The organism is Mycobacterium malmoense, from assembly GCF_019645855.1.
GTDB classification, from domain to species: domain Bacteria; phylum Actinomycetota; class Actinomycetes; order Mycobacteriales; family Mycobacteriaceae; genus Mycobacterium; species Mycobacterium malmoense.
Genome location: NZ_CP080999.1, coordinates 3,437,990 through 3,456,609 on the forward strand (window position 1 = coordinate 3,437,990; position 18,620 = coordinate 3,456,609).

Below are 18,620 nucleotides of genomic sequence, written 5' to 3' on the forward strand. Positions count from 1 at the left end.
AAACCACCGGCGGCGGCGCGTCAGCTCAGGGCGCTGACCTTGTCCATCATGGCGTGCGCGATGTCCGCGGCGCTGGTGTTGATGTCGCCCGACCCTTGGTGCGACGGGTTTGAGGTGTTGAAGAAGTCGACCTCGACCTCGACCAGGCAATTCCCGCGGACACCGATGGCCCGCCCTTCGGGGATGGCCGCCGAATCCGAGCTGGGCAGCGTCAACTCCATCGAAAGAGTCGCCGCCAGAACAGAATTGACGTCACGCACGTTGGTGATCTTGGCCGTGAGCCGCAGCGTGCTGCCCGGCAACGGCAGCGTCGTGCCGTCGCAATTTCGCCACTGCTGGGAGAATTTCGTGAACAGCGCGTCGGCGTCGGCCGCCGTGGGCAAGCTGACCACGCCCTCCCTGACGCTGATCACCTTCACGGACCTGGCGGCGTGCAACCAGCTCTCAACCGCGACGTGTCTGACATCGCCGGATTGGTAGACGCTTTGCTGCATCATCACCGCGACCCCGAGGCAGTCGACGGGCGAAGCCGGTCCGTCATTTTGCAACCGGTCCGGGCCCCCGAACTGCGGCAGAAAGTGACGATCGATCTTGAACGGCTGCTGGAGAATCTTCGACAGCGCGGCGTCGTCGAGCAGCACCTGCTTGACGGCTTGCCCGGTGAGCGGTCGTGCCGTCGCGTTCGGCGCCGGTTGCGCTTTGCCGCCGACGACCACGGCGCAGCCCGAGGCGAGCAGGCCGACGCTCAGCACGGCAATCGCTCGCGCCAACCTCACGGCTACTTCTTGCCCTTGTCTCCGGCGGCGTCGGTGGACAACGCGGCGACGAACGCTTCCTGCGGGACCTCGACCCTCCCGATGGTCTTCATCCGCTTCTTGCCTTCCTTCTGCTTCTCCAGAAGCTTGCGTTTCCGGGTGATGTCACCGCCATAGCACTTGCTCAGCACGTCCTTGCGGATCGCGCGGATGTTCTCGCGCGCAATGATTTTCGACCCGATGGCAGCCTGGACCGGCACCTCGAACTGCTGGCGCGGGATCAGCTCCTTGAGCTTGGTGGTCATCTTGTTGCCGTAGGCGAACGCCGAATCTTTGTGGACGATCGCGCTAAACGCGTCGACGGCCTCGCCCTGCAGCAGGATGTCGACCTTGACCAGCTGGGCTTCCTGTTCGCCGGCCTCCTCGTAGTCGAGGCTGGCGTAGCCGCGGGTGCGCGACTTCAGCGAGTCGAAGAAGTCGAAGATGATCTCGCCGAGCGGCATGGTGTAGCGCAGCTCCACCCGCTCGGGTGACAGGTAGTCCATGCCGCCCAGCTCGCCGCGGCGCGACTGGCACAGTTCCATGATCGTGCCGATGAACTCGCTGGGCGCGATGATGGTCGTCTTGACGACCGGCTCGTAGACCGTGCGGATCTTGCCCTCGGGCCAGTCCGACGGATTCGTCACCATCATGGAGTCGTCCGCCCCTCCTTCTAAGACCACCCGGTAGACGACGTTCGGCGACGTCGAGATCAGGTCTAGGTCGAATTCGCGCTCCAGGCGCTCCCGGGTGATCTCCATGTGCAGCAGGCCCAGGAAGCCGCACCGGAACCCGAAGCCCAGCGCCACCGAGGTTTCCGGCTCGTAGGTCAGGGCGGCGTCGTTGAGTTGCAGCTTGTCCAGGGCGTCGCGCAGGTTCGGATAGTCGGAGCCGTCGACGGGATACAGACCCGAGTAGACCATCGGCTTGGGCTCGCGGTAGCCGGTCAGCGCCTCGGTGGCGCCGTGCCGCGCGGTCGTCACCGTGTCGCCGACCTTCGATTGGCGGACGTCCTTCACCCCGGTGATCAGGTAGCCCACCTCCCCCACGCCCAGGCCCTCGCTGGGCTTCGGTTCGGGCGAGACGATGCCGACCTCGAGCAGTTCGTGGGTGGCGCCGGTGGACATCATCAGGATGCGCTCGCGCGGGATGATCTTGCCGTCCACCACGCGGACGTAGGTCACCACGCCGCGGTAGATGTCGTAGACGGAGTCGAAGATCATCGCGCGGGTGGGCGCGTCGGCGTCGCCCTGCGGCGGCGGCACCTGACGGACCACCTCGTCGAGAAGGTGCGCGACGCCCTCGCCGGTCTTGCCGGACACCCGCAGCACGTCGGTCGGCTCGCAGCCCATGATGTGGGCGATCTCGGCCGCGTAGCGGTCCGGATCGGCGGCCGGCAGATCGATCTTGTTGAGCACCGGGATGATGGTCAGGTCACGGTCCAGCGCCAGGTAGAGGTTGGCCAGGGTCTGGGCCTCGATGCCCTGGGCCGCGTCGACCAGCAGCACCGCGCCCTCACAGGCCTCCAGCGCGCGGGAGACCTCGTAGGTGAAGTCGACGTGACCAGGGGTGTCGATCAGGTGCAGGACGTACTGGGTTCCATCGACTTGCCAGGGCAGCCGGACGTTCTGGGCCTTGATGGTGATCCCGCGCTCCCGCTCGATGTCCATCCGGTCCAGGTATTGGGCGCGCATCGATCGCTCGTCGACGACGCCGGTGAGCTGGAGCATCCGGTCCGCGAGCGTCGACTTGCCATGGTCGATGTGAGCGATGATGCAGAAGTTCCGAATCTGCGCCGGCGCGGTGAAGGTCTTGTCGGCGAAACTGCTGATGGGAATCTCCTGGTCTGCACATGCTGGAGGCTGCTCGCTGGTGTGTCCAGCGTATCCATGCGGCGTTGCCGGGACACACTGGGACACAATCGCACCCGGCCGCTCGCGTCTATGCTGCGAAATATGGCGTCTACGCGAAAATCGCAGTGGAAGACGTTTCAGCGTTTTGCGGAGAATCTGGTTTTCACCGGGGCTCCGCGACTCGTCCGGCACGTGCAGAACTCGCAGACCGTGCTGCGAGAACTCCAGCAAGCCGTGAAGATCACCGCGAACGTCATCGCCGCGGCCGCGCCGCAGCCACCCATTTCGATCACGGCGGGCCGGCCGGTGACGAGCACCAGCTTCCCCACCTCGCAGCGAGCCCGCAAGCTGGTGTACGCCCCGAACCTCGATGGCCGGGCCGATCCCGGGGAGGTCGTCTGGACGTGGGTGGTCTACGAGGACGATCCCACCCGCGGGAAGGACCGACCGGTCCTCGTCGTGGGTCGCGACCGCAGCGTGTTGCTGGGATTGATGGTGTCCAGCCAGGAGCGCCACGCCACCGACCCGGACTGGGTCGCCATCGGTTCTGGCGCCTGGGATTACGAAGGCCGCGAAAGCTGGGTCCGGCTCGACCGGGTGCTCGACGTGCCCGAGGAGGGCATCCGCCGCGAGGGCGCGATCCTGGATCGCGAGATCTTCGACGCGGTCGCCGCTCGGCTGCGCGCCGACTACTCCTGGAGCTAATGCTTCACCGAGCGTGTAACCACTGCGAAAAATCGGCCGGATTTTCGCGCTGAGCACACGTTCGGCGAAGCGGAGCTACCCCTGCGTGATGTAGGAGTGCAGCTGCTGCTGCTCGGCCTCGAGCTCTTCCATTCGGGTCTTTACCACGTCGCCGATGCTGACGATGCCGATCAGCTTCTTCCCGTCCAACACCGGGACGTGACGCACCCGGTTGTTGGTCATCAGCGCGCTGACGGCATCCACCGTGTCGGACTTCGTGCACGTGGCGACCGTCGAGGTCATGATCTTGGAAACCGGGCGGGACAGCAGGCTGGCGCCATGCGTGTGCAGCTGGCGCACGACGTCGCGCTCGGACACGATCCCGACGACGCCCTCGGTGCCGATGACCACCATGGCGCCGATGTTCTGCTCGGCGAGGCCGGCAAGCAGCTCCCGGACCGTCGCATCCGGGTTGATCGTCACCACCGCCGCACCCTTGTTCCGCAAGACGTCCGCAATCCGCATCAAGGCCTCCAGCCGGTTGTGAGCTGCTTCACACCAGGCTACGGCTAACTCGCGCGGCAGGAAAGCCACGAACGAAGACGCCGGATCGAGACCCAATCTTCCAAAGAGATCACCCATCCAATCTGATTGGGTGACCTGCTTTTCAACCGTCGCGACTGGCCTGGTTGGTCAACCGTCGCGACTGGCCTGGTTGGTCAACCGTCGTCAACGCTGCTCACTTTTCCGACCGGAGCTGATTCCCGCAGGGCTGGCTCAGTCGATAGTCAGCAGCCAACCAGCACCCGCAGTGCGGCGTGGCCTCGTCGGAAGCTTGTCCCGGCGGCTATCCATGACGGGTGGTCGGGATCTTGCAGTGCATCCCACAACGCCGAGATACGTTTGCTGTCGCTGCCGATCATCCGAGCACGGTCACCGACCGGATCGGTCGCCGCGCACGCCAGCACCGCTGCGTCGTCAAGATGGCGTCCGCGGTCGCGGGAGTCCCCCATGTACGCCGCGCCTTTGAGTACCAGTGCCCCGAGGACGTCGGGAATGCTCAGCACTACGACGTCCTCGCCGGTATTCACCTCACAGTTCACCGTCTTGCGCAGAGCTGAGGTGCCGCCGGGGACCGCAAATACCTTCCGACGTAGCACCTTCGGCTGCCACTTCGGCGAGAGATGGTCGGCAACCATGACGTCGACCATCTCGGCGCCGCGAGGGCCGCGCACAAATCGGTGTACCGGCCCGTCACCGACCGGTTCGCGCAGCGCATAGCCGAGTCGTTCCAAGTCGTGCCGGACACCGCCGAAGGTAGCCGCGCCCGTCTCGATGTGCAGGACCATGTCCACGTCGCGGGTGGGGCGGGTGAGCTGCAATCCCGCGTACGCGGCGTGGAGCTGCACCATCAGCCCACCGACCAGCGTCCACTGGGTGTGCGGGATGGCCTGCACGATCTCAACGAGCTGCGGCCACGGCGGCGGCCACCCGCCTGCAGGGGCGTTCACACGCCAGACTGGTCGACCGCCGCCTGGGGACGTCATCTGGACGGTCGTCCGGAGGTGCGCCGACGCGCAAGTGCATTCGTGGAACGGAAGGCGTCGAGCAAGTCCTCCAGGACGCGCGTCCCCGCAGCCGATTCACGGGTGTCCAGGGACTCGGCCAAATCGACTGCAACTGCCGCTGTGAGCACATGGTCGACGGCGTATCCAGCATCGTCAGGTACCACTCGCACGGTCACATCGCCGTCGACATCGTCGAAGAACCCCAGCGTTCTGACGAGGTGCGCGAAGTCGCGAGCGCCGACATAGCCGTCGGCTCCCCTGTCGACCGCTACGAGATCGAACAGCTCGGACATCGCCGGGTCGCGCAACGCGCTGACCCCTGAATGCAGCAGTCCCGTGCCCTTGCCCCAGCCTTGCATTCGATGAATTGTCGCGCGGCGACGCGTCATCCAGCACAACTCGGAAGCACTACTGGCACGCAGCCGATGACGCAGCCGTGACATCGCTGAGCTGTCCAGCCAATGGACACGTTCACCGGAGAGCAATGTGAGCGCAGCCCACGCTGTGGCCGCAGTCCACGGCCGGCCCTTGTCGCGGCTTTGCTTAGCCAGCCGATGCACCGAAGCGCCGTCGAGCAGCAGTGCGCCGGCGACCGTGCGCGTCACGGTGAGTTCTCCGGCGCGGGCGAGCCGCGCGATCTGCCGGGCTGAGACCCCCAGGACCTCCGCCCCTGCGACCGTCGTCATCTCGCTCATGCATATATGGTCTCGTACAAGACCTTTTTACGCAATACTGCCTGTTAAAAGCATCAGTCGCGGCTACCTTCGACGATTTGATGCCGCCAGATTAGGTGGTCGTCCCCACACTGGCCGAGGGCGTCCCGCCCGGCGGTGGAGGCGGCGAGGATGGGGTGAACGAGCTAAATTCCGATCGCGGAACCATCTTCTCGCACACCCACAAGAACCCGGACAGGTCAATCTAGTAAACCGCACCCTCGAAAGTCCCACGCACTAGGTTCTTCGCGGCTACTGCAAGTCGACCCTCGCTAGCCCGCTATGGCCGAGGGATTCTGGTCCGCAACCTGGCGGCTTATTCGTGGCCGCGGCGTGGGGGCCGAATCCTCTTGTCTGCCAGCTAATTCAGTTGATTGGGCCACGCGGCGCTCATACGGCTTGCAAGGATAGGGCCATGATCGAGATCACGCTGCTGGGGACCGGAAGCCCCATCCCCGACCCGAACCGCGCGGGCCCGTCGACTCTGGTGCGCACCGGCGGGCAGGCGTTCCTGGTGGATTGCGGGCGCGGGGTGCTGCAGCGCGCGGCGGCGGTCGGCGTGGGCGCCGCCGGGTTGTCGGCGCTGCTGCTGACCCACCTGCACAGCGACCACATCGGTGACCTCGGTGACCTGCTCATCACGCGTTGGATCAGCACCTTCGCGCCCGATCCCGCGCCGCTGCCGATCATTGGACCGCCCGGCACCGCCGAAACGGTGGAGGCGACGCTGACGGCGTTCCGCCATGACATCGATTACCGGATCGCCCATCACGCCGACCTGAATGCACCGCCGGCGGTCGAGGTGCACGAATACACCGAGGGCCCGGTCTGGGACCGCGACGGCGTATCGATCCGGGTCGCCCCTACCGATCACCGGCCGGTGGCGCCGACGATCGGGTTCCGCATCGAATCGGATGCGACATCGGTGGTGCTGGCGGGAGACACGGTGCCCTGCGCGGGCCTGGACGAGCTGGCGGCGGGTGCCGACGCGTTGGTGCACACCGTGATCCGCAAGGACATCGTCATCAACATCCCGCAGCAGCGGCTGCAAGACATCTGCGACTACCACTCGTCCGTTGAGGAAGCGGCGGCGACGGCGGCCCGCGCCGGTGTGGGCACCCTGGTGATGACGCACTACGTGCCGGCGCTGGTCCCCGGCCAGGAGGAGCAGTGGCGCGCGCTGGCGGCCGGCGAGTTCGGCGGGACGATCGAGCTCGGCGACGACCTGCACCGGGTCGAGGTCAAGGCGCGAGCGTAACGGTCATTCGCGGACGGCGGCGCCGGCCGGGTGGCGAATGTCGGTGCGGCGCAACGGCAGTAACGCGCCGACCACGACCAGCCAGAGCAGCGCCGAGAGGCGCGCGATCGGCAGGATCACGCCCAGTTGCGGCCAGACCAGCACCGCCGTCGTCAGCTCGGCAAGGGCGGCGATCGTTAGGCCGGTCCAGGCCACCGGTCTGGGCGTCAGCCCCAGGATGAGGCTGGGCACCGCCATGCCGGCGACCAGCAGACCCAGGGCCACGATGTGCCCCGGGCCGCCGACCAGGAACACCAGGAAGTAGACCGCCCGCACCAAGGCGGTGTCCGCGCTGACCTCCGGTCGCGACAGCGTCCAGGCCAACAATCCGGTCAGACCCAGCGCGCCGGCCGCCAGGGTGCCGCCCGTCAGCGCGATCGTGGCTCCCGGCGCGGTGACGCCGAGCTGCCGCAACCGGGTGCTGGCCGTCGCCGCGTAGATCGCCAACGGCACCGACGCCGCGAACGCCGCGGTGGCGATGACCTGTACGGCGACCGGCTGGGCGCGGACGTACGCCGCGACCGCGGTCACCGGCCCGTAGGGCAACGGCATCACGCCGCCCAGTGCGACCCCGATGGCGATGCCGCCGAAGAGCAGCCCAACGCAGATCGCGGAAAGCAGTACCAGCGGCGGTCCACCTTGCTGGCGGCGAGTCGAGACCGACCCAGTTCCATCTCGAGACGAATCATTCATGTTATGAACGGTATGCCCAGGCCTGTGCCCTGGCAAGACCCACCAGGATTCATCGGAAGAATTATTCGCAGAGACTATGATGTGTCGGTGTCATCAGCTCCAGCCGGCGACCGTCCCGATGGTGTGGCCTTCCTGTTGGCTCAGCTCGGCCACCATGCCGCGACGATGTTCGCCGAAGCGACTGCCACCATCGAGCTGGGCCCGGCACACGCGGGAATCCTGCGCGCGATCGCCGACGAGCCCGGCCGCAGCCAGCAAGCGCTCAGCGCTCAATTGGGCGTGTTGCCCAGCCGCATCGTCGTCTACGTCGACGAACTCGAGGAGCGTGGCTATGTCGAGCGTCGCCGCAACCCGAACGACCGCCGGCTGCATGCCCTTTACCTCACCGCGGCCGGGAAAAGGTTGATGCGCAAGCTTTCCGAACTCGCGCGCCAGCACGAACTCCGGCTCACTGCCGGGCTTGACCCGGAGCAACGCAGCGCCCTGCGTACCCTTCTCGCCGCGATGGCGCGGCAGCAGGGCCTGACGCCGCACGTCCACCCTGGTTACCGCACGATTGTCCAGCCGGCTAAGTGATGGCATGGCGCCGAGACTGCGGTGGGGGTGACGGCAAGCCGAAAAAGCCAGCCCTGAACGCAGACTCGATACCACCAGCGCAGACTCGGTGCCAGCGGCCTCTGGTAACGACCCCGACGAACCTGCGCACCAGACGGCTAGGCCAGCCGGGTGACCTCCACGATCACGTCGAGATCGGTTGCGCCCCGCCCGGAATAGATGCCTTTCAGCGGGGAAACGTCGGTGTAGTCGCGGCCGGCACCCACGCTGACGTATTGCTCGGTGATCTCGGTGTCGTTGGTGGGGTCGTAGTTCCACCAACCACCGGTCCAGGCCTGAATCCAGGCGTGGCTTCGCCCGTCCACGGTATCCCCGACGATGGCATCAGGTTTGGGATGCAAGTACCCGGACACATAGCGACCGGGAATTCCCATGCTGCGCAATAGAATTAGCGACAGGTGCACGAAGTCCTGGCAGACGCCCTTGCCCTCGTTCAGCGCGTCCAACCCGGACGAGTGCACACCGGTGGTCCCTGGCAGGTAGTCCAGTTCGCCGCGCACCCATTTGGCCACGGCGACGACGGCCTGCTGGGGATCGCAGGTCTTGGCGATCTTTTTGGCCACCGACGCAGCACGCTTGCTTGCCGGGGTGTGCGCGGTCGGGCGGAGCAATTCGTCGAAGCGATCGACCATGGCCTCGGAGTGCAGGTCGCTCCAGCCGACGTGCTTCACCGCTGGCTCCGGCCGGTCGGTCTCGACGACCGAGGACGACGTCACCGTGAGGTCGGTGTGCGGCGCGTGCAGGTCGAACGCCGTGACGGCGGTGCCCCAATAGTCGATGTAGCGGTAGGACCGGGTCGCCGGGATGGTCTCGACGCGGTTGAGGATGACGTTTTGTCTGGTGTCCGACCGCGGCGTCAGCCGGGCTTCGTTATAGGAGGCGGTCACCGGCGACTGGTAGGCGTACCCGGTGGTGTGCACCACCCGCAGCCGCCACATCAGGTTTCCCCGGGCCTGGTGACCATTCGGGCGCGCTGGCCGGCATCCGACCACGCCACCCAAGGGGTCAAGTGAAAGTATTGCAGCGACAAGGCTTCTCCCACATCGCGGCAGGTTCGCTGCAGGCCGGCCAGACGGCTCTCCAAGGATTCGAGCAGCACACCGGGTTGCACGAATTCCAGTTCGCTGCGTGCCCTCCCGAGCAGCCGCTGCGCCTCGGCGGTGGCCCCGATCCGGCTCTGCGGATTATGCAGCAGCTCGTCGAGATTGTGTTCGGCCAGCCGCAGCGAGTAGAACACCGAACGCGGAAACAGCCGGTCGAGCAGCATGAATTCGACCACCCGGCCGGCGTCTAGCACACCGCGGTAGGTGCGCAGGTAGGTGTCGTGCGCGCCCGCCGAGCGCAACAGCGTCACCCACGCCGGGGACGTTGCGCTGTCCCCGACCCGCGACAGCAACAGCCGCACCGTCATGTCGACGCGCTCGATCGCGCGGCCCAGCACCATGAAGCGGTATCCGTCGTCGCGCGAGAGCGTCGAGTCGGCCAGGCCGGCGAACATCGCCGCCCGGCCCTCGATGAACGACAGAAACTCGTGCGGGCCAAGGCGTTTAGCGGCGCGCTCGCGTTCGGCCAGGGCGTGGTAGGTGGTGTTGAGGCATTCCCAGGTCTCGCTGGACGTCACCTCCCGGGCCGACTTCGCGTTTTCCCGCGCCGCCGTGACGGCGTCGACGATCGAACAGCCGCCCGACACGTTGGTGCTGAAGGCCACCAGGTCGGTCAACGACCAGACGTCCAGGTCGTGATCCGGCGGGTCGATGCCGAGCACCCGCAGCAGCAGCCGTGACGCCTGGTCCGGGTCGACGCTGGAATCCTCGAGCAATTGGTGCAGCGCCACGTCCAGGATTCGTGCGGTGTCGTCGGCGCGCTCGACGTAGCGACCGATCCAATAGAGCGCCTCGGCGTTACGGGCCAGCATCAGTGCACCGCCTTCTGCTGTTGCTGCTGTTGGGGCTGCTCGTCCGGCGGCTCGGCCGGCCGCGGCTGTTGTTGCGTCATCCGCGAACCGTCGAGCGCCGGGTCCGGGATGGACTTCGGCAGCGACCGCACCACCTCGGCGGCGCCCAGCTCACGGTCGCCGGCCGACACGCGCGGCGCCAGCACCCAGGTGTCCTTGGAGCCACCCCCCTGGCTGGAGTTGACCACCCGCGAGCCCTCGACCAGGGCCACCCGGGTCAGCCCGCCCGGCAGCACCCACACGTCGTTGCCGTCGTTGACCGCGAACGGCCGCAGGTCGACGTAGCGGGGCGCCAGGGTGCCTTCGACCTGCGTCGGCACGGTCGACAGTTCCATCATCGGCTGCGCGATCCAGCTGCGCGGGTCGTCGCGGATCTTCTTGGCGACGGCGGCCAGCTCTTTCTCGGAGGCCTCAGGACCGAACACGATGCCGTAGCCGCCGGAGCCCTCGACCGGCTTGAGCACCAATTCGTCGATGCGGTCCAGCACCTCTTCGCGTTCGTCGTCCAGCCAGCACCGGAAGGTCTCCACGTTGGCCAGCAGCGGTTTTTCGCCCAGGTAGTACTCGATCATGGTCGGCACGTAGGTGTAGACGAGCTTGTCGTCGCCGACGCCGTTGCCGATCGCGCTGGAAATGACGACGTTGCCGGCGCGGGCGGCGTTGACCAGGCCGGCCACCCCCAGCACGGAGTCGGCGCGGAATTGCAGCGGGTCCAGGAAGGCGTCGTCGATGCGCCGGTAGATGACGTCGACCTGGCGCTCGCCCTCGGTGGTGCGCATGTACACCTGGTTGTCGCGGCAGAACAGGTCGCGGCCTTCGACGAGCTCGACGCCCATCTGACGGGCCAGCAACGAATGTTCGAAGTAAGCCGAGTTTGCCACCCCGGGGGTCAGGACCACGACGGTGGGATCGGCCTCATTGGTGGCCGCGGAGTTGCGCAGCGCGCGCAGCAGGTGCGACGAGTAGTCGTCGACCGCCCGCACCCGATGGGTGGCGAACAGGTTCGGGAAGACCCGCGCCATGGTCCGCCGGTTCTCCATCACATACGACACCCCCGAGGGCGAGCGCAGGTTGTCCTCGAGGACCCGGAAGTTGCCCCGCTCGTCGCGGATCAGGTCGATGCCCGCGACGTGGATTCGCACGCCGTTGGGCGGGACGATGCCGACGGCCTGGCGGTGAAAATGCTCGCAAGAGGTGATCAGGCGGCGCGGGATGATGTCGTCGTTCAGGATCTCCTGGTCGCCGTAGACGTCGTCGAGATACATCTCGAGGGCCTTGACCCGCTGGGTGATGCCGCGCTCCAGCCGGCTCCACTCGGCGGCCGAGATCACCCGCGGCACCAGGTCGAGCGGAAACGGCCGCTCCTGACCCGACAGCGAAAACGTGATGCCCTGGTCGATGAACGCGCGGCCCAGGGCTTCGGCGCGGGCCTTCAGGTCCGAGGCGTCCGAGGGCGCAAGCTCGGCGTAGATGCCCTTGTAGGGACCGCGGACGGCGCCCTGGGCGTCGAACATCTCGTCGAAGGCCTTGGAATAAACGCCTGCATCAACGCCAGCGTGGGAGGCCGACGCGTGGTACCCGCCGAAGATGCGCTCGGAACGCGCGTCCGCGCGCCCGGCACCGCCGCGCGACCCCCGCCTGGTTTCCTCAAGCTGGCTCGGAAGGCTCACTTTAGAGATGGTGCCTCAAATCGGCGTTCCGGCAGGCCACGGGCCGCCCTTTTGGGAGAAAACGTAACGGACTGCTAACCTGGGCAGTCGCCATCGGGGCATAAGGCGCCCAGCGTCGATCCCGGGCAAACACCGATTCGAAGAAGGAAACGACACGCGTGGCCAACATCAAGTCGCAGCAGAAGCGCAACCGCACCAACGAGCGCGCCCGACTGCGCAACAAGTCGGTGAAGTCCTCGCTTCGCACCGCCGTGCGCGCGTTCCGCGAGGCCGCCCACACCGGCGACAAGGAGAAGGCCGCGGAGTTGCTGGTGTCGGCCAACCGCAAACTGGACAAGGCGGCCAGCAAGGGCGTCATCCACAAGAACCAGGCGGCCAACAAGAAGTCGGCGCTGGCGCGGGCCCTCAACAAGCTCTGAGACCCATCCACCGACACCCGGCCCTTTAGCGGCCCCGGTCGGCCAACTCGGCCACCCGCCTGACCGCGGATTCCAGCGCGTACTCCGCGTCGGCGACGGCCCCCTTAACGTTGGCGTTGAGTTCCGCCACCACCTTCATCGCGGTCGCCACCGTGTCGCGCGACCAACGCCGGGCCTGCTTCTGAGCCTTCTGCACCCGCCAGGGCGGCATCCCCAGCTGCGCCGCCAGGCGATAGGGGTCACCGGACAGCGGCCCCACCCGGCCGATGGCGTGCACGGCTTCGGCCAGCGCGTCGGCCAGCACCACCAGCGGCTCGCCGCGCATCATCGCCCACCGCAGCGCCTCGGTGGCTCCTCCGACGTCACCGGCCACCGCTTTGTCGGCGATGTCAAAGCCCTTCACTTCGGCTTTCCCGCTGTGATAGCGCCGCACCGCGGCGGCATCGACGTCACCGGCGGTGTCGGCGACCAACTGTGAACACGCGGCGGCGAGCTCGCGCGCGTCGGAGCCGACGGCGTCCAGCAGGGCGGTCACCGTCCCCTCGTCGGCCTTGACCCCCAGCGCGCGAAACTCCTTGCGGACGAAGTCGGCGCGTTCGCTTGCCTTGGTGATCCGCGCGCACGGATGCACGACGGCACCGAGCGACTGCAGCTCGTTGGCCAGCGCCTTGGCCCGCCCACCGCCCGAGTGCACCACCACCAGCACCGTGCCCGGCGGGACGTCGGCGGCGGCCGCGGCGATCACCGCGGCCGCGTCCTTGCCCGCTTCGGCGGCGGCCTCCAGCACCACGACGCGCTCGTCGGCGAACAGTGACGGGCTCAGCAGTTCGGCGAGTTCGTAGCCATCGACGTCGCCGGCGCGCATCCGGTCCACCGGGATGTTGTCGGCACCCGGCTCGGTGCCGGCCGGCTTGCGCACCGCGCGCAGCACGTCGGCCACCGCCCGCTCGACCAGCAGCTCCTCGTCTCCCAACACCAGGTGCACGGGCGCAACCTCACTCACCCCACGATGGTGTCACGTGGCCCTGACTAGGGGACCGACGAGTCCGGATACGGACCACGCCAGCAAGCAGATGACGACGGCCACCGCGACCAACCCGACCGCCGTGCGAAACCAGCGCCACCGCCATAGCAACGCCGCCAGCACCGCCACCACCAGCGTGGCGGCGGCGACCGCCAACACACCCGGACCACCGGACGGAACGGGCACGGTCGCCGCCGGCACGGCGGCCGCCCACCGCGCCACGCCCAACACCCACCACAGTTCGGGCCCAGTGAACCGGATCAACAGCTGCGCACCGGCCGGCCACGGCACGCACAACACGGCCGCCGCGCTGCCCAGCACGGTGATCGGCGCTATCACGGGCGCCACGGTGAGATTGGCCGCGGCGGCAACGAGGCTGACCCGGCCGGAAATGCCGGCCACCAACGGGGCGGTCACCACGTGCGCGGCCCACGCGACAGCGAGCGCGTCGGCCAGCGGCTTGGGGCAGCCTTTCCCCACCAGGCGCCGCGACCAGGCCGGCGCGACGACGACCAGCGCCGCCGTCGCCAACACCGACAGCGCGAAGCCCACGTCGACGGCCAGGTGCGGGGAAACGGCCAGCAGTATCAGCACCGTGGCCGACAGAGCCGGAATCGCTTGCCGCCGACGGGAAGACAGCATCCCCGCCAGGGCGATGGCCCCCATCACGGCCGCCCGCAACACGCTCGCCGTCGGCTGGACGACGATGACGAACGCCACCAACGCCACCGCCGCAAGCGCGACCGCGGCGCGCGGGCCAATCAACCGGGCCGAGAAGAGCACCGCCGCGCACACGATCGTGACGTTGGCCCCCGACACCGCCGTCAAGTGCGTCATGCCCGCCGCGCGAAAGTCCCGGCCGGTCTCGGCGGTAACCGCCGAGGTATCGCCGAGGACCAGGGCGGGCAGCATCGCGGCCCGGTCGGCGGGCAGGGTGTCGCGGGCGACGGCGGCGAACCGGCTGCGCACGGCGTGAGCGGCCCGCTGTGCCGCACCGGCCGTGCCCATGGTCGGCCTGCCCGACGCGTTGAGCACCGCGACCGTCAGGTCACGGCGGGCCGGACGGTTGATGCGCGCGGTAAACAGGACCGGCTGGCCCACCATCATGTCGCCGAAGTCCGACGCCCGCGCGAAAACGACCACCCGGCCGGACATCTCGTCGGCGCGCAGGCGCTGCAGGGTGGCGCGAAACATCAGCCGACCCTGATGCCCTGGGCCCAACGACAGCGGACTCTCGGTGGGGGTGACCGTCACCGGCGCGGCCGTCCCGAACAACGCGGTGATCGGGTGGCGACCTACCGCGTCGGCGCGCAGCGCGATCGCGAGCCCGAACCCCGCGCCCACCACGCCGATCGCCACCAGGCCGGCCCCGATCGCCGGCAGCCGCCGAGTCCGCCCGGGTCGGCGCGCCGCGTAGCACGCCAGCGCGCCCGCGGCGGCGACCAGCACCAGACAGCACGACGCGACGACCCGTCCGACCGGCCACCAGATCCCGGCGGCGGTCACCATCCAGCCGGTGAGCGCGGCCGGCACCAAGCGCACATCGATGTGCGCGGAGGCCGATTCGGCGAAGCCGGGCTGGCGCACCGGTGTCAGACACGGACGAGGTGACGCAGTTTGTCCAGCCGCGTCGGGCCGATGCCATCGACGTCGGCGAGCTGGTCGACGCTGGTGAACTTGCCGTTGGCCTGCCGCCACGCCACGATCGCGGCGGCGGTGACCGGTCCGACCCCGGGCAGGGTGTCCAGTTGCTCCACGGTCGCGGTGTTGAGGTCGAGCACCCCACCCGCCTTCGGCTTCGCCGCCCCCGAGACTGGTCCGGCCGGTGCCGGTGCCCCAGGCCGCGGCGCCGAACCGGTGGCGACCGAGCTGCCGAGTGCCGGTTGCCCCGGAACGGGGGCCAGCCCGACCACGATCTGTTCGCCGTCGCCGAGTGGACGGGCCATGTTCAATCCGATCGTGTCGGCACCGTTCACCGGGCCACCGGCGGCTTGCAGCGCGTCGGCGATGCGCGCGCCGGGCGCCAGGGTGACCAGACCGGGGGTGTGCACCAAGCCGACCACGCTGACCACCACCGGCCGGTCGGGACCGGCCGGCTGGCCGGCACCCGGGCTCGCCGACGACCTGGGGCTCGCCGTGTACGCCCTCTCCACCGGCGGCAGCTTGGCGGACATCACCGGGGCAGACCGGTCACGCATCAGGGTGAATATGGTGATCAGCACCGCGAGGGCGGCCACGACCGCCAACGCGACCGCACCGGCGCGACCGGGGTCGGCGCGCACCCTGGCCACCCAGCCGCGGCTCTGTGTCGCGTCCGGAAGCCACCGCGGCAGCAGCGAGTTCTGGTCGTCGTCCGACGCGTCGTTGTCCGGCGCCGCGTCCGCGCCGCCGGAGTCGGTCTCGGGTTCCGCGCCGAATCGCCGATGCAGCCGCTCGGCGGGGAGTTCTGTTCGCATGAACCGACCGTAGGTGCGCGGACCGCCGCAACGGCCACACGCAACGGCGTCGCGACCGTCGCCTGGGGATTAACCCGAGGCTGTGCACAAGCGCCGCCCGGGATGGGTCAAGATGGAAGCCGGAGCCAACCACCGGGACCGCAGGACGACAGGAGGCTGCCATGCAACTGGCGCTCACACCGGAGGAAGCGGCGTTCCGCGACGAACTTCGCGCCTTCTACACCAGCCAGATTCCCGAAGAGCTCCGCGAGCTGGTGCGTCAAGGCTCGTCGCTGTCCCGCGACCAGATCGTCACCAGTCACAAGATCCTCAACGACCACGGGCTCGCGGTGCCGAACTGGCCGGTCGAATGGGGCGGCAAGGACTGGACGCCCACCCAGCACCAGATCTGGGCCGACGAAATGCAATTGGCGTGTGTCCCGGAGCCGCTGAACTTCAACGTCAAGATGGTCGGCCCGGTGATCGCCGAGTTCGGGTCCCAGGAACTCAAGCGGCGTTTCCTTCCCCCCACGGCCAGCATCGACATCTGGTGGTGCCAGGGGTTCTCCGAGCCGGAGGCCGGTTCCGACCTCGCCTCGCTGCGCACCACCGCCGTGCGGGACGGCGACAGCTACGTCGTGAACGGGCAAAAAACCTGGACGACGCTGGGTCAGTACGCGGACTGGATCTTCTGCCTGGTGCGCACCGACCCGCAGGCACCCAAGCGCCAGGCCGGCATCTCGTTTGTGCTGATCGACATGGCGACGCCGGGCATCAGCCTGCGGCCGATCAAGACGATCGACGGCGGCCGCGAAGTCAACGAGGTGTTCTTCTCCGACGTTCGGGTGCCGGCCAATCAGCTTGTGGGGCAAGAGAACCAGGGCTGGACGTACGCAAAGTTCCTGCTGGGCAACGAGCGCACCGGCATCGCCGGGGTGGGCCGGACCAAGGTCCGCCTCGCCGAGGTGAAAAAGCGCGCCAGGCAGACCGGGCTGCTGGACGACCCCTTGTTCGCGGCGCGCCTGGCCGAGGCCGAAAACGAGGTGCTGGCACTGGAACTCACCCAGTCCCGGGTGACCACCGACTCCGCGAACGGCAAGCCGAGCCCGGCCTCGTCGGTGCTCAAGATGCGCGGCAGCCAGTTGCAGCAGATCGCCACCGAGCTGCTCGTCGAGGTCGCCGGGCCCGACGCCTTACCCGTCGGCGGCGGCGACATCGCGTCACCCCCCTGGGCCCAATCCAGCGCCCCGCGCTATCTCAACTATCGCAAGACCTCGATCTACGGCGGCAGCAACGAGGTGCAGCGCAACATCATCGCGTCCACCATCCTGGGATTGTGAGGCAGCCATGGATTTTCAGCTGAGTGACGAGCAGGCCCTGCTCCGCGACACCACCCGCGACCTCCTGTCGCGCACGTACGACCCGGAAAGCCGCAACAAGATCATCGAGACCGATCTGGGGTGGAGCCGCGACGTCTGGAGCCAGCTCGCCGACACCGGGATCCTGAGCCTCGGGTTCGAGCCGGACGAGGCGGGCCAGATCGAAATCATGGTGGTGCTCACCGAGATCGGGCGGCGGCTGGCGCCCGAACCCGTCGTGCACGCCGCCCTGGCGCCCGGGGCGCTGATCGCCGAACACGGCAGCGACGCGCAAAGGCAGCTGCTGGACGAGGTCGCGGCGGGTCAAAGGCTGCTCGCGTTCGCCCACCTGGAGACCGGCCACCGGAAGCCGACCCCCGAGGTCACGACTCGTGCTGTGCGGCACGGTGATTCGTGGACCCTGAGCGGAACCAAGAACCCGGTCCTAGCCGGTGACTGCGCCGACGCGCTGGTGGTCAGCGCCGCGTTGCCGGACGGCGGCACCGGGCTGTTCCTGGTCAAGGGTGAGGCCGTGAACAGGCGCCCCTACCCGACGTTCGACGGGCAGCGCGGCGCCCAGATCGACCTCGACCACACACCAGCCGAGCCGCTGGGCGACGCGGCGGACGTCCGCGATGCCTCCCCCGCCATCCGAGATGCCATCGTCCGCATCCAGTCGGCGTTGTGCGCCGAAGCCGTCGGCGCGATGGAGGAAGCGCTGCGCCTGACCACCGACTACCTCAAGACCCGCAAGCAATTCGGCGTCACGCTCAACAAGTTCCAGGCGCTCACCCAGCGGGCGGCCGACATGTACGTGTCGCTCGAATTGGCCCGCAGCATGAGCCTTTACGCCGCGATGTCGATCGCCGACGGGAACCTCGACCCGGTGATCGCGTCACGGGCCAAGTTGCAGGTCGGCCGGTCCGGCCGGCATATCGCGCAGGAGTCGATCCAGATGCACGGCGGCATCGGCATGACCGCCGAATACCCGGTCGGCCACTACGCCGCCCGGCTCACCGCGATCGAACACACCCTGGGCTCGTCGCAGGACCACCTGCAGGTGCTCGTCGACCACGTCGCCGAGTACGACTTGGCCAGGCTTTAAAACAAGGCCGGGTACATGGTCGAGCTTTCAAAAGAGGTCATCGCTTTCCTGTCGGAAGGCACCCGCACCGGGATGCTGGGGTACGTCGCCGCCGACGGCAGACCGCTGGTCGCTCCGGTATGGTTCATCGTCGACGACGGCCAGCTGGTGTTCAACACCGGCCGTGACACCGCGAAAGGCCATGCGCTGGCAAGGGATTCACGCATTGTCATCTGCGTCGACGACCCGCATCCGCCGTATTCTTTCGTGCAGGTGCAGGGAACAGCCTCCCTGCAGGACGGCGCCGCGGACCTGCTCGAGATCGCGACGCGGATCGGGCGGCGCTACATGGGCGCCGAGCGCGCCGACGAGTTCGGCCGCCGCAACGCCGTGCCCGGCGAGCTGGTGGTGCGGGTCCGGCCGACCAAGGTCATCTCGGCGTTCAATATCGCCGGCTGA

At 68.1% G+C, this 18,620-nt stretch carries 19 protein-coding genes; 7 read left to right on the plus strand and 12 right to left on the minus strand.

Translation table 11 applies throughout. The features are described 5' to 3' along the window. Positions 1-20: 20 nt before the first annotated feature. Together K3U93_RS15890 and lepA are read right to left on the minus strand one after the other, a co-directional pair. Positions 21-776 carry a sensor domain-containing protein gene (locus K3U93_RS15890; protein ID WP_083010379.1) on the minus strand — a complete coding sequence of 252 codons (756 nt, stop codon included), beginning with the start codon at positions 774-776 and terminating at the stop codon, positions 21-23. Between the two features lie 2 nt (positions 777-778). Beyond that, on the minus strand, positions 779-2,773 hold the full coding sequence (gene lepA, locus K3U93_RS15895; protein WP_420915419.1) for a translation elongation factor 4: 1,995 nt from the start codon (positions 2,771-2,773) through the stop codon (positions 779-781). Between lepA and K3U93_RS15900 the strand changes: the two genes are divergently transcribed. Continuing rightward, the gene (locus tag K3U93_RS15900) at positions 2,750-3,352 is read left to right on the plus strand and encodes a type II toxin-antitoxin system PemK/MazF family toxin (protein WP_083010378.1); all 603 of its coding nucleotides are present in this window, start codon (positions 2,750-2,752) and stop codon (positions 3,350-3,352) included. The two genes, lepA and K3U93_RS15900, sit on opposite strands and share 24 nt — an antisense overlap. A 75-nt stretch (positions 3,353-3,427) precedes the next feature. Here the strand turns inward: K3U93_RS15900 and K3U93_RS15905 are convergent, their stop codons facing one another. The 3 genes from K3U93_RS15905 to K3U93_RS15915 form a co-directional block, all read right to left on the minus strand. Continuing rightward, positions 3,428-3,856 carry a CBS domain-containing protein gene (locus K3U93_RS15905; RefSeq protein ID WP_071509351.1) on the minus strand — a complete coding sequence of 143 codons (429 nt, stop codon included), beginning with the start codon at positions 3,854-3,856 and terminating at the stop codon, positions 3,428-3,430. A gap of 263 nt (positions 3,857-4,119) precedes the next feature. Continuing rightward, the gene (locus K3U93_RS15910) at positions 4,120-4,842 is read right to left on the minus strand and encodes a hypothetical protein (RefSeq protein WP_230981310.1); all 723 of its coding nucleotides are present in this window, start codon (positions 4,840-4,842) and stop codon (positions 4,120-4,122) included. Between the two features lie 32 nt (positions 4,843-4,874). After that, on the minus strand, positions 4,875-5,594 hold the full coding sequence (locus K3U93_RS15915; RefSeq protein ID WP_071509350.1) for a hypothetical protein: 720 nt from the start codon (positions 5,592-5,594) through the stop codon (positions 4,875-4,877). 433 nt (positions 5,595-6,027) lie between these two features. On the opposite strand from K3U93_RS15915, the gene K3U93_RS15920 reads away from it, so the two are divergent. Continuing rightward, positions 6,028-6,870 carry a ribonuclease Z gene (locus K3U93_RS15920; protein WP_083010377.1) on the plus strand — a complete coding sequence of 281 codons (843 nt, stop codon included), beginning with the start codon at positions 6,028-6,030 and terminating at the stop codon, positions 6,868-6,870. Between the two features lie 3 nt (positions 6,871-6,873). On the opposite strand, the gene K3U93_RS15925 is transcribed toward K3U93_RS15920, so the two are convergent. Further along, complete coding sequence (locus tag K3U93_RS15925; RefSeq protein ID WP_176219947.1) at positions 6,874-7,602, minus strand: hypothetical protein; 729 nt, start codon at positions 7,600-7,602, stop codon at positions 6,874-6,876. An 87-nt stretch (positions 7,603-7,689) separates the two neighbouring features. Here K3U93_RS15925 and K3U93_RS15930 point away from each other — a divergent pair, with 87 nt between their 5' ends. Continuing rightward, the gene (locus tag K3U93_RS15930; RefSeq protein WP_230981326.1) at positions 7,690-8,178 is read left to right on the plus strand and encodes a MarR family winged helix-turn-helix transcriptional regulator; all 489 of its coding nucleotides are present in this window, start codon (positions 7,690-7,692) and stop codon (positions 8,176-8,178) included. A gap of 137 nt (positions 8,179-8,315) precedes the next feature. Here the strand turns inward: K3U93_RS15930 and K3U93_RS15935 are convergent, their stop codons facing one another. The 3 genes from K3U93_RS15935 to K3U93_RS15945 are packed head-to-tail and all read right to left on the minus strand — an operon-like array spanning position 8,316 to position 11,850. Beyond that, complete coding sequence (locus tag K3U93_RS15935) at positions 8,316-9,155, minus strand: transglutaminase family protein (RefSeq protein WP_071512566.1); 840 nt, start codon at positions 9,153-9,155, stop codon at positions 8,316-8,318. Beyond that, the gene (locus K3U93_RS15940; protein WP_083010376.1) at positions 9,155-10,132 is read right to left on the minus strand and encodes an alpha-E domain-containing protein; all 978 of its coding nucleotides are present in this window, start codon (positions 10,130-10,132) and stop codon (positions 9,155-9,157) included. The genes K3U93_RS15935 and K3U93_RS15940 overlap by 1 nt, the downstream gene beginning before the upstream one ends. Then, complete coding sequence (locus K3U93_RS15945; protein WP_083010375.1) at positions 10,132-11,850, minus strand: circularly permuted type 2 ATP-grasp protein; 1,719 nt, start codon at positions 11,848-11,850, stop codon at positions 10,132-10,134. Before K3U93_RS15945 ends, K3U93_RS15940 begins: the two co-directional genes overlap by 1 nt. Before the next feature lie 149 nt (positions 11,851-11,999). On the opposite strand from K3U93_RS15945, the gene rpsT reads away from it, so the two are divergent. Beyond that, positions 12,000-12,260 (plus strand): 30S ribosomal protein S20, encoded by a 261-nt coding sequence (gene rpsT / locus K3U93_RS15950; protein WP_083010374.1) that lies wholly within the window; start codon positions 12,000-12,002, stop codon positions 12,258-12,260. 25 nt (positions 12,261-12,285) lie between these two features. Here rpsT and holA read toward each other — a convergent pair whose 3' ends face one another. From holA to K3U93_RS15965, 3 genes are all read right to left on the minus strand, one after another. Then, entirely contained in the window at positions 12,286-13,245 is a 960-nt protein-coding gene (gene holA / locus K3U93_RS15955) for a DNA polymerase III subunit delta (protein ID WP_139796919.1), read from the minus strand. A gap of 30 nt (positions 13,246-13,275) precedes the next feature. Beyond that, positions 13,276-14,793 (minus strand): ComEC/Rec2 family competence protein, encoded by a 1,518-nt coding sequence (locus K3U93_RS15960; RefSeq protein WP_083010469.1) that lies wholly within the window; start codon positions 14,791-14,793, stop codon positions 13,276-13,278. An 83-nt stretch (positions 14,794-14,876) separates the two neighbouring features. Next, complete coding sequence (locus K3U93_RS15965) at positions 14,877-15,740, minus strand: ComEA family DNA-binding protein (protein WP_083010372.1); 864 nt, start codon at positions 15,738-15,740, stop codon at positions 14,877-14,879. Between the two features lie 161 nt (positions 15,741-15,901). Between K3U93_RS15965 and K3U93_RS15970 the strand changes: the two genes are divergently transcribed. From K3U93_RS15970 to K3U93_RS15980, 3 genes are read left to right on the plus strand one after another with little or no spacing between them, the layout of a single operon-like run. Next, the gene (locus K3U93_RS15970) at positions 15,902-17,059 is read left to right on the plus strand and encodes an acyl-CoA dehydrogenase family protein (RefSeq protein ID WP_083010371.1); all 1,158 of its coding nucleotides are present in this window, start codon (positions 15,902-15,904) and stop codon (positions 17,057-17,059) included. A 7-nt stretch (positions 17,060-17,066) separates the two neighbouring features. After that, positions 17,067-18,182: an acyl-CoA dehydrogenase family protein gene (locus K3U93_RS15975; protein WP_083010370.1), complete on the plus strand. Its 1,116-nt coding sequence runs from the start codon at positions 17,067-17,069 to the stop codon at positions 18,180-18,182. A gap of 15 nt (positions 18,183-18,197) precedes the next feature. After that, positions 18,198-18,620 (plus strand): PPOX class F420-dependent oxidoreductase, encoded by a 423-nt coding sequence (locus K3U93_RS15980; protein WP_071509340.1) that lies wholly within the window; start codon positions 18,198-18,200, stop codon positions 18,618-18,620.

Coding starts and splice junctions, on each gene's coding strand:
- K3U93_RS15900 (WP_083010378.1), top strand. CDS start 2,750: ATGGCGTCTACGCGAAAATCGCAGTGGAAGACGTTTCAGCGTTTTGCG.
- K3U93_RS15905 (WP_071509351.1), bottom strand. CDS start 3,856: ATGCGGATTGCGGACGTCTTGCGGAACAAGGGTGCGGCGGTGGTGACG.
- K3U93_RS15915 (WP_071509350.1), bottom strand. CDS start 5,594: ATGAGCGAGATGACGACGGTCGCAGGGGCGGAGGTCCTGGGGGTCTCA.
- K3U93_RS15920 (WP_083010377.1), top strand. CDS start 6,028: ATGATCGAGATCACGCTGCTGGGGACCGGAAGCCCCATCCCCGACCCG.
- K3U93_RS15925 (WP_176219947.1), bottom strand. CDS start 7,602: ATGAATGATTCGTCTCGAGATGGAACTGGGTCGGTCTCGACTCGCCGC.
- K3U93_RS15935 (WP_071512566.1), bottom strand. CDS start 9,155: ATGTGGCGGCTGCGGGTGGTGCACACCACCGGGTACGCCTACCAGTCG.
- K3U93_RS15940 (WP_083010376.1), bottom strand. CDS start 10,132: ATGCTGGCCCGTAACGCCGAGGCGCTCTATTGGATCGGTCGCTACGTC.
- K3U93_RS15960 (WP_083010469.1), bottom strand. CDS start 14,793: ATGGTGACCGCCGCCGGGATCTGGTGGCCGGTCGGACGGGTCGTCGCG.
- K3U93_RS15965 (WP_083010372.1), bottom strand. CDS start 15,740: ATGCGAACAGAACTCCCCGCCGAGCGGCTGCATCGGCGATTCGGCGCG.
- K3U93_RS15970 (WP_083010371.1), top strand. CDS start 15,902: ATGCAACTGGCGCTCACACCGGAGGAAGCGGCGTTCCGCGACGAACTT.
- K3U93_RS15975 (WP_083010370.1), top strand. CDS start 17,067: ATGGATTTTCAGCTGAGTGACGAGCAGGCCCTGCTCCGCGACACCACC.
- K3U93_RS15980 (WP_071509340.1), top strand. CDS start 18,198: ATGGTCGAGCTTTCAAAAGAGGTCATCGCTTTCCTGTCGGAAGGCACC.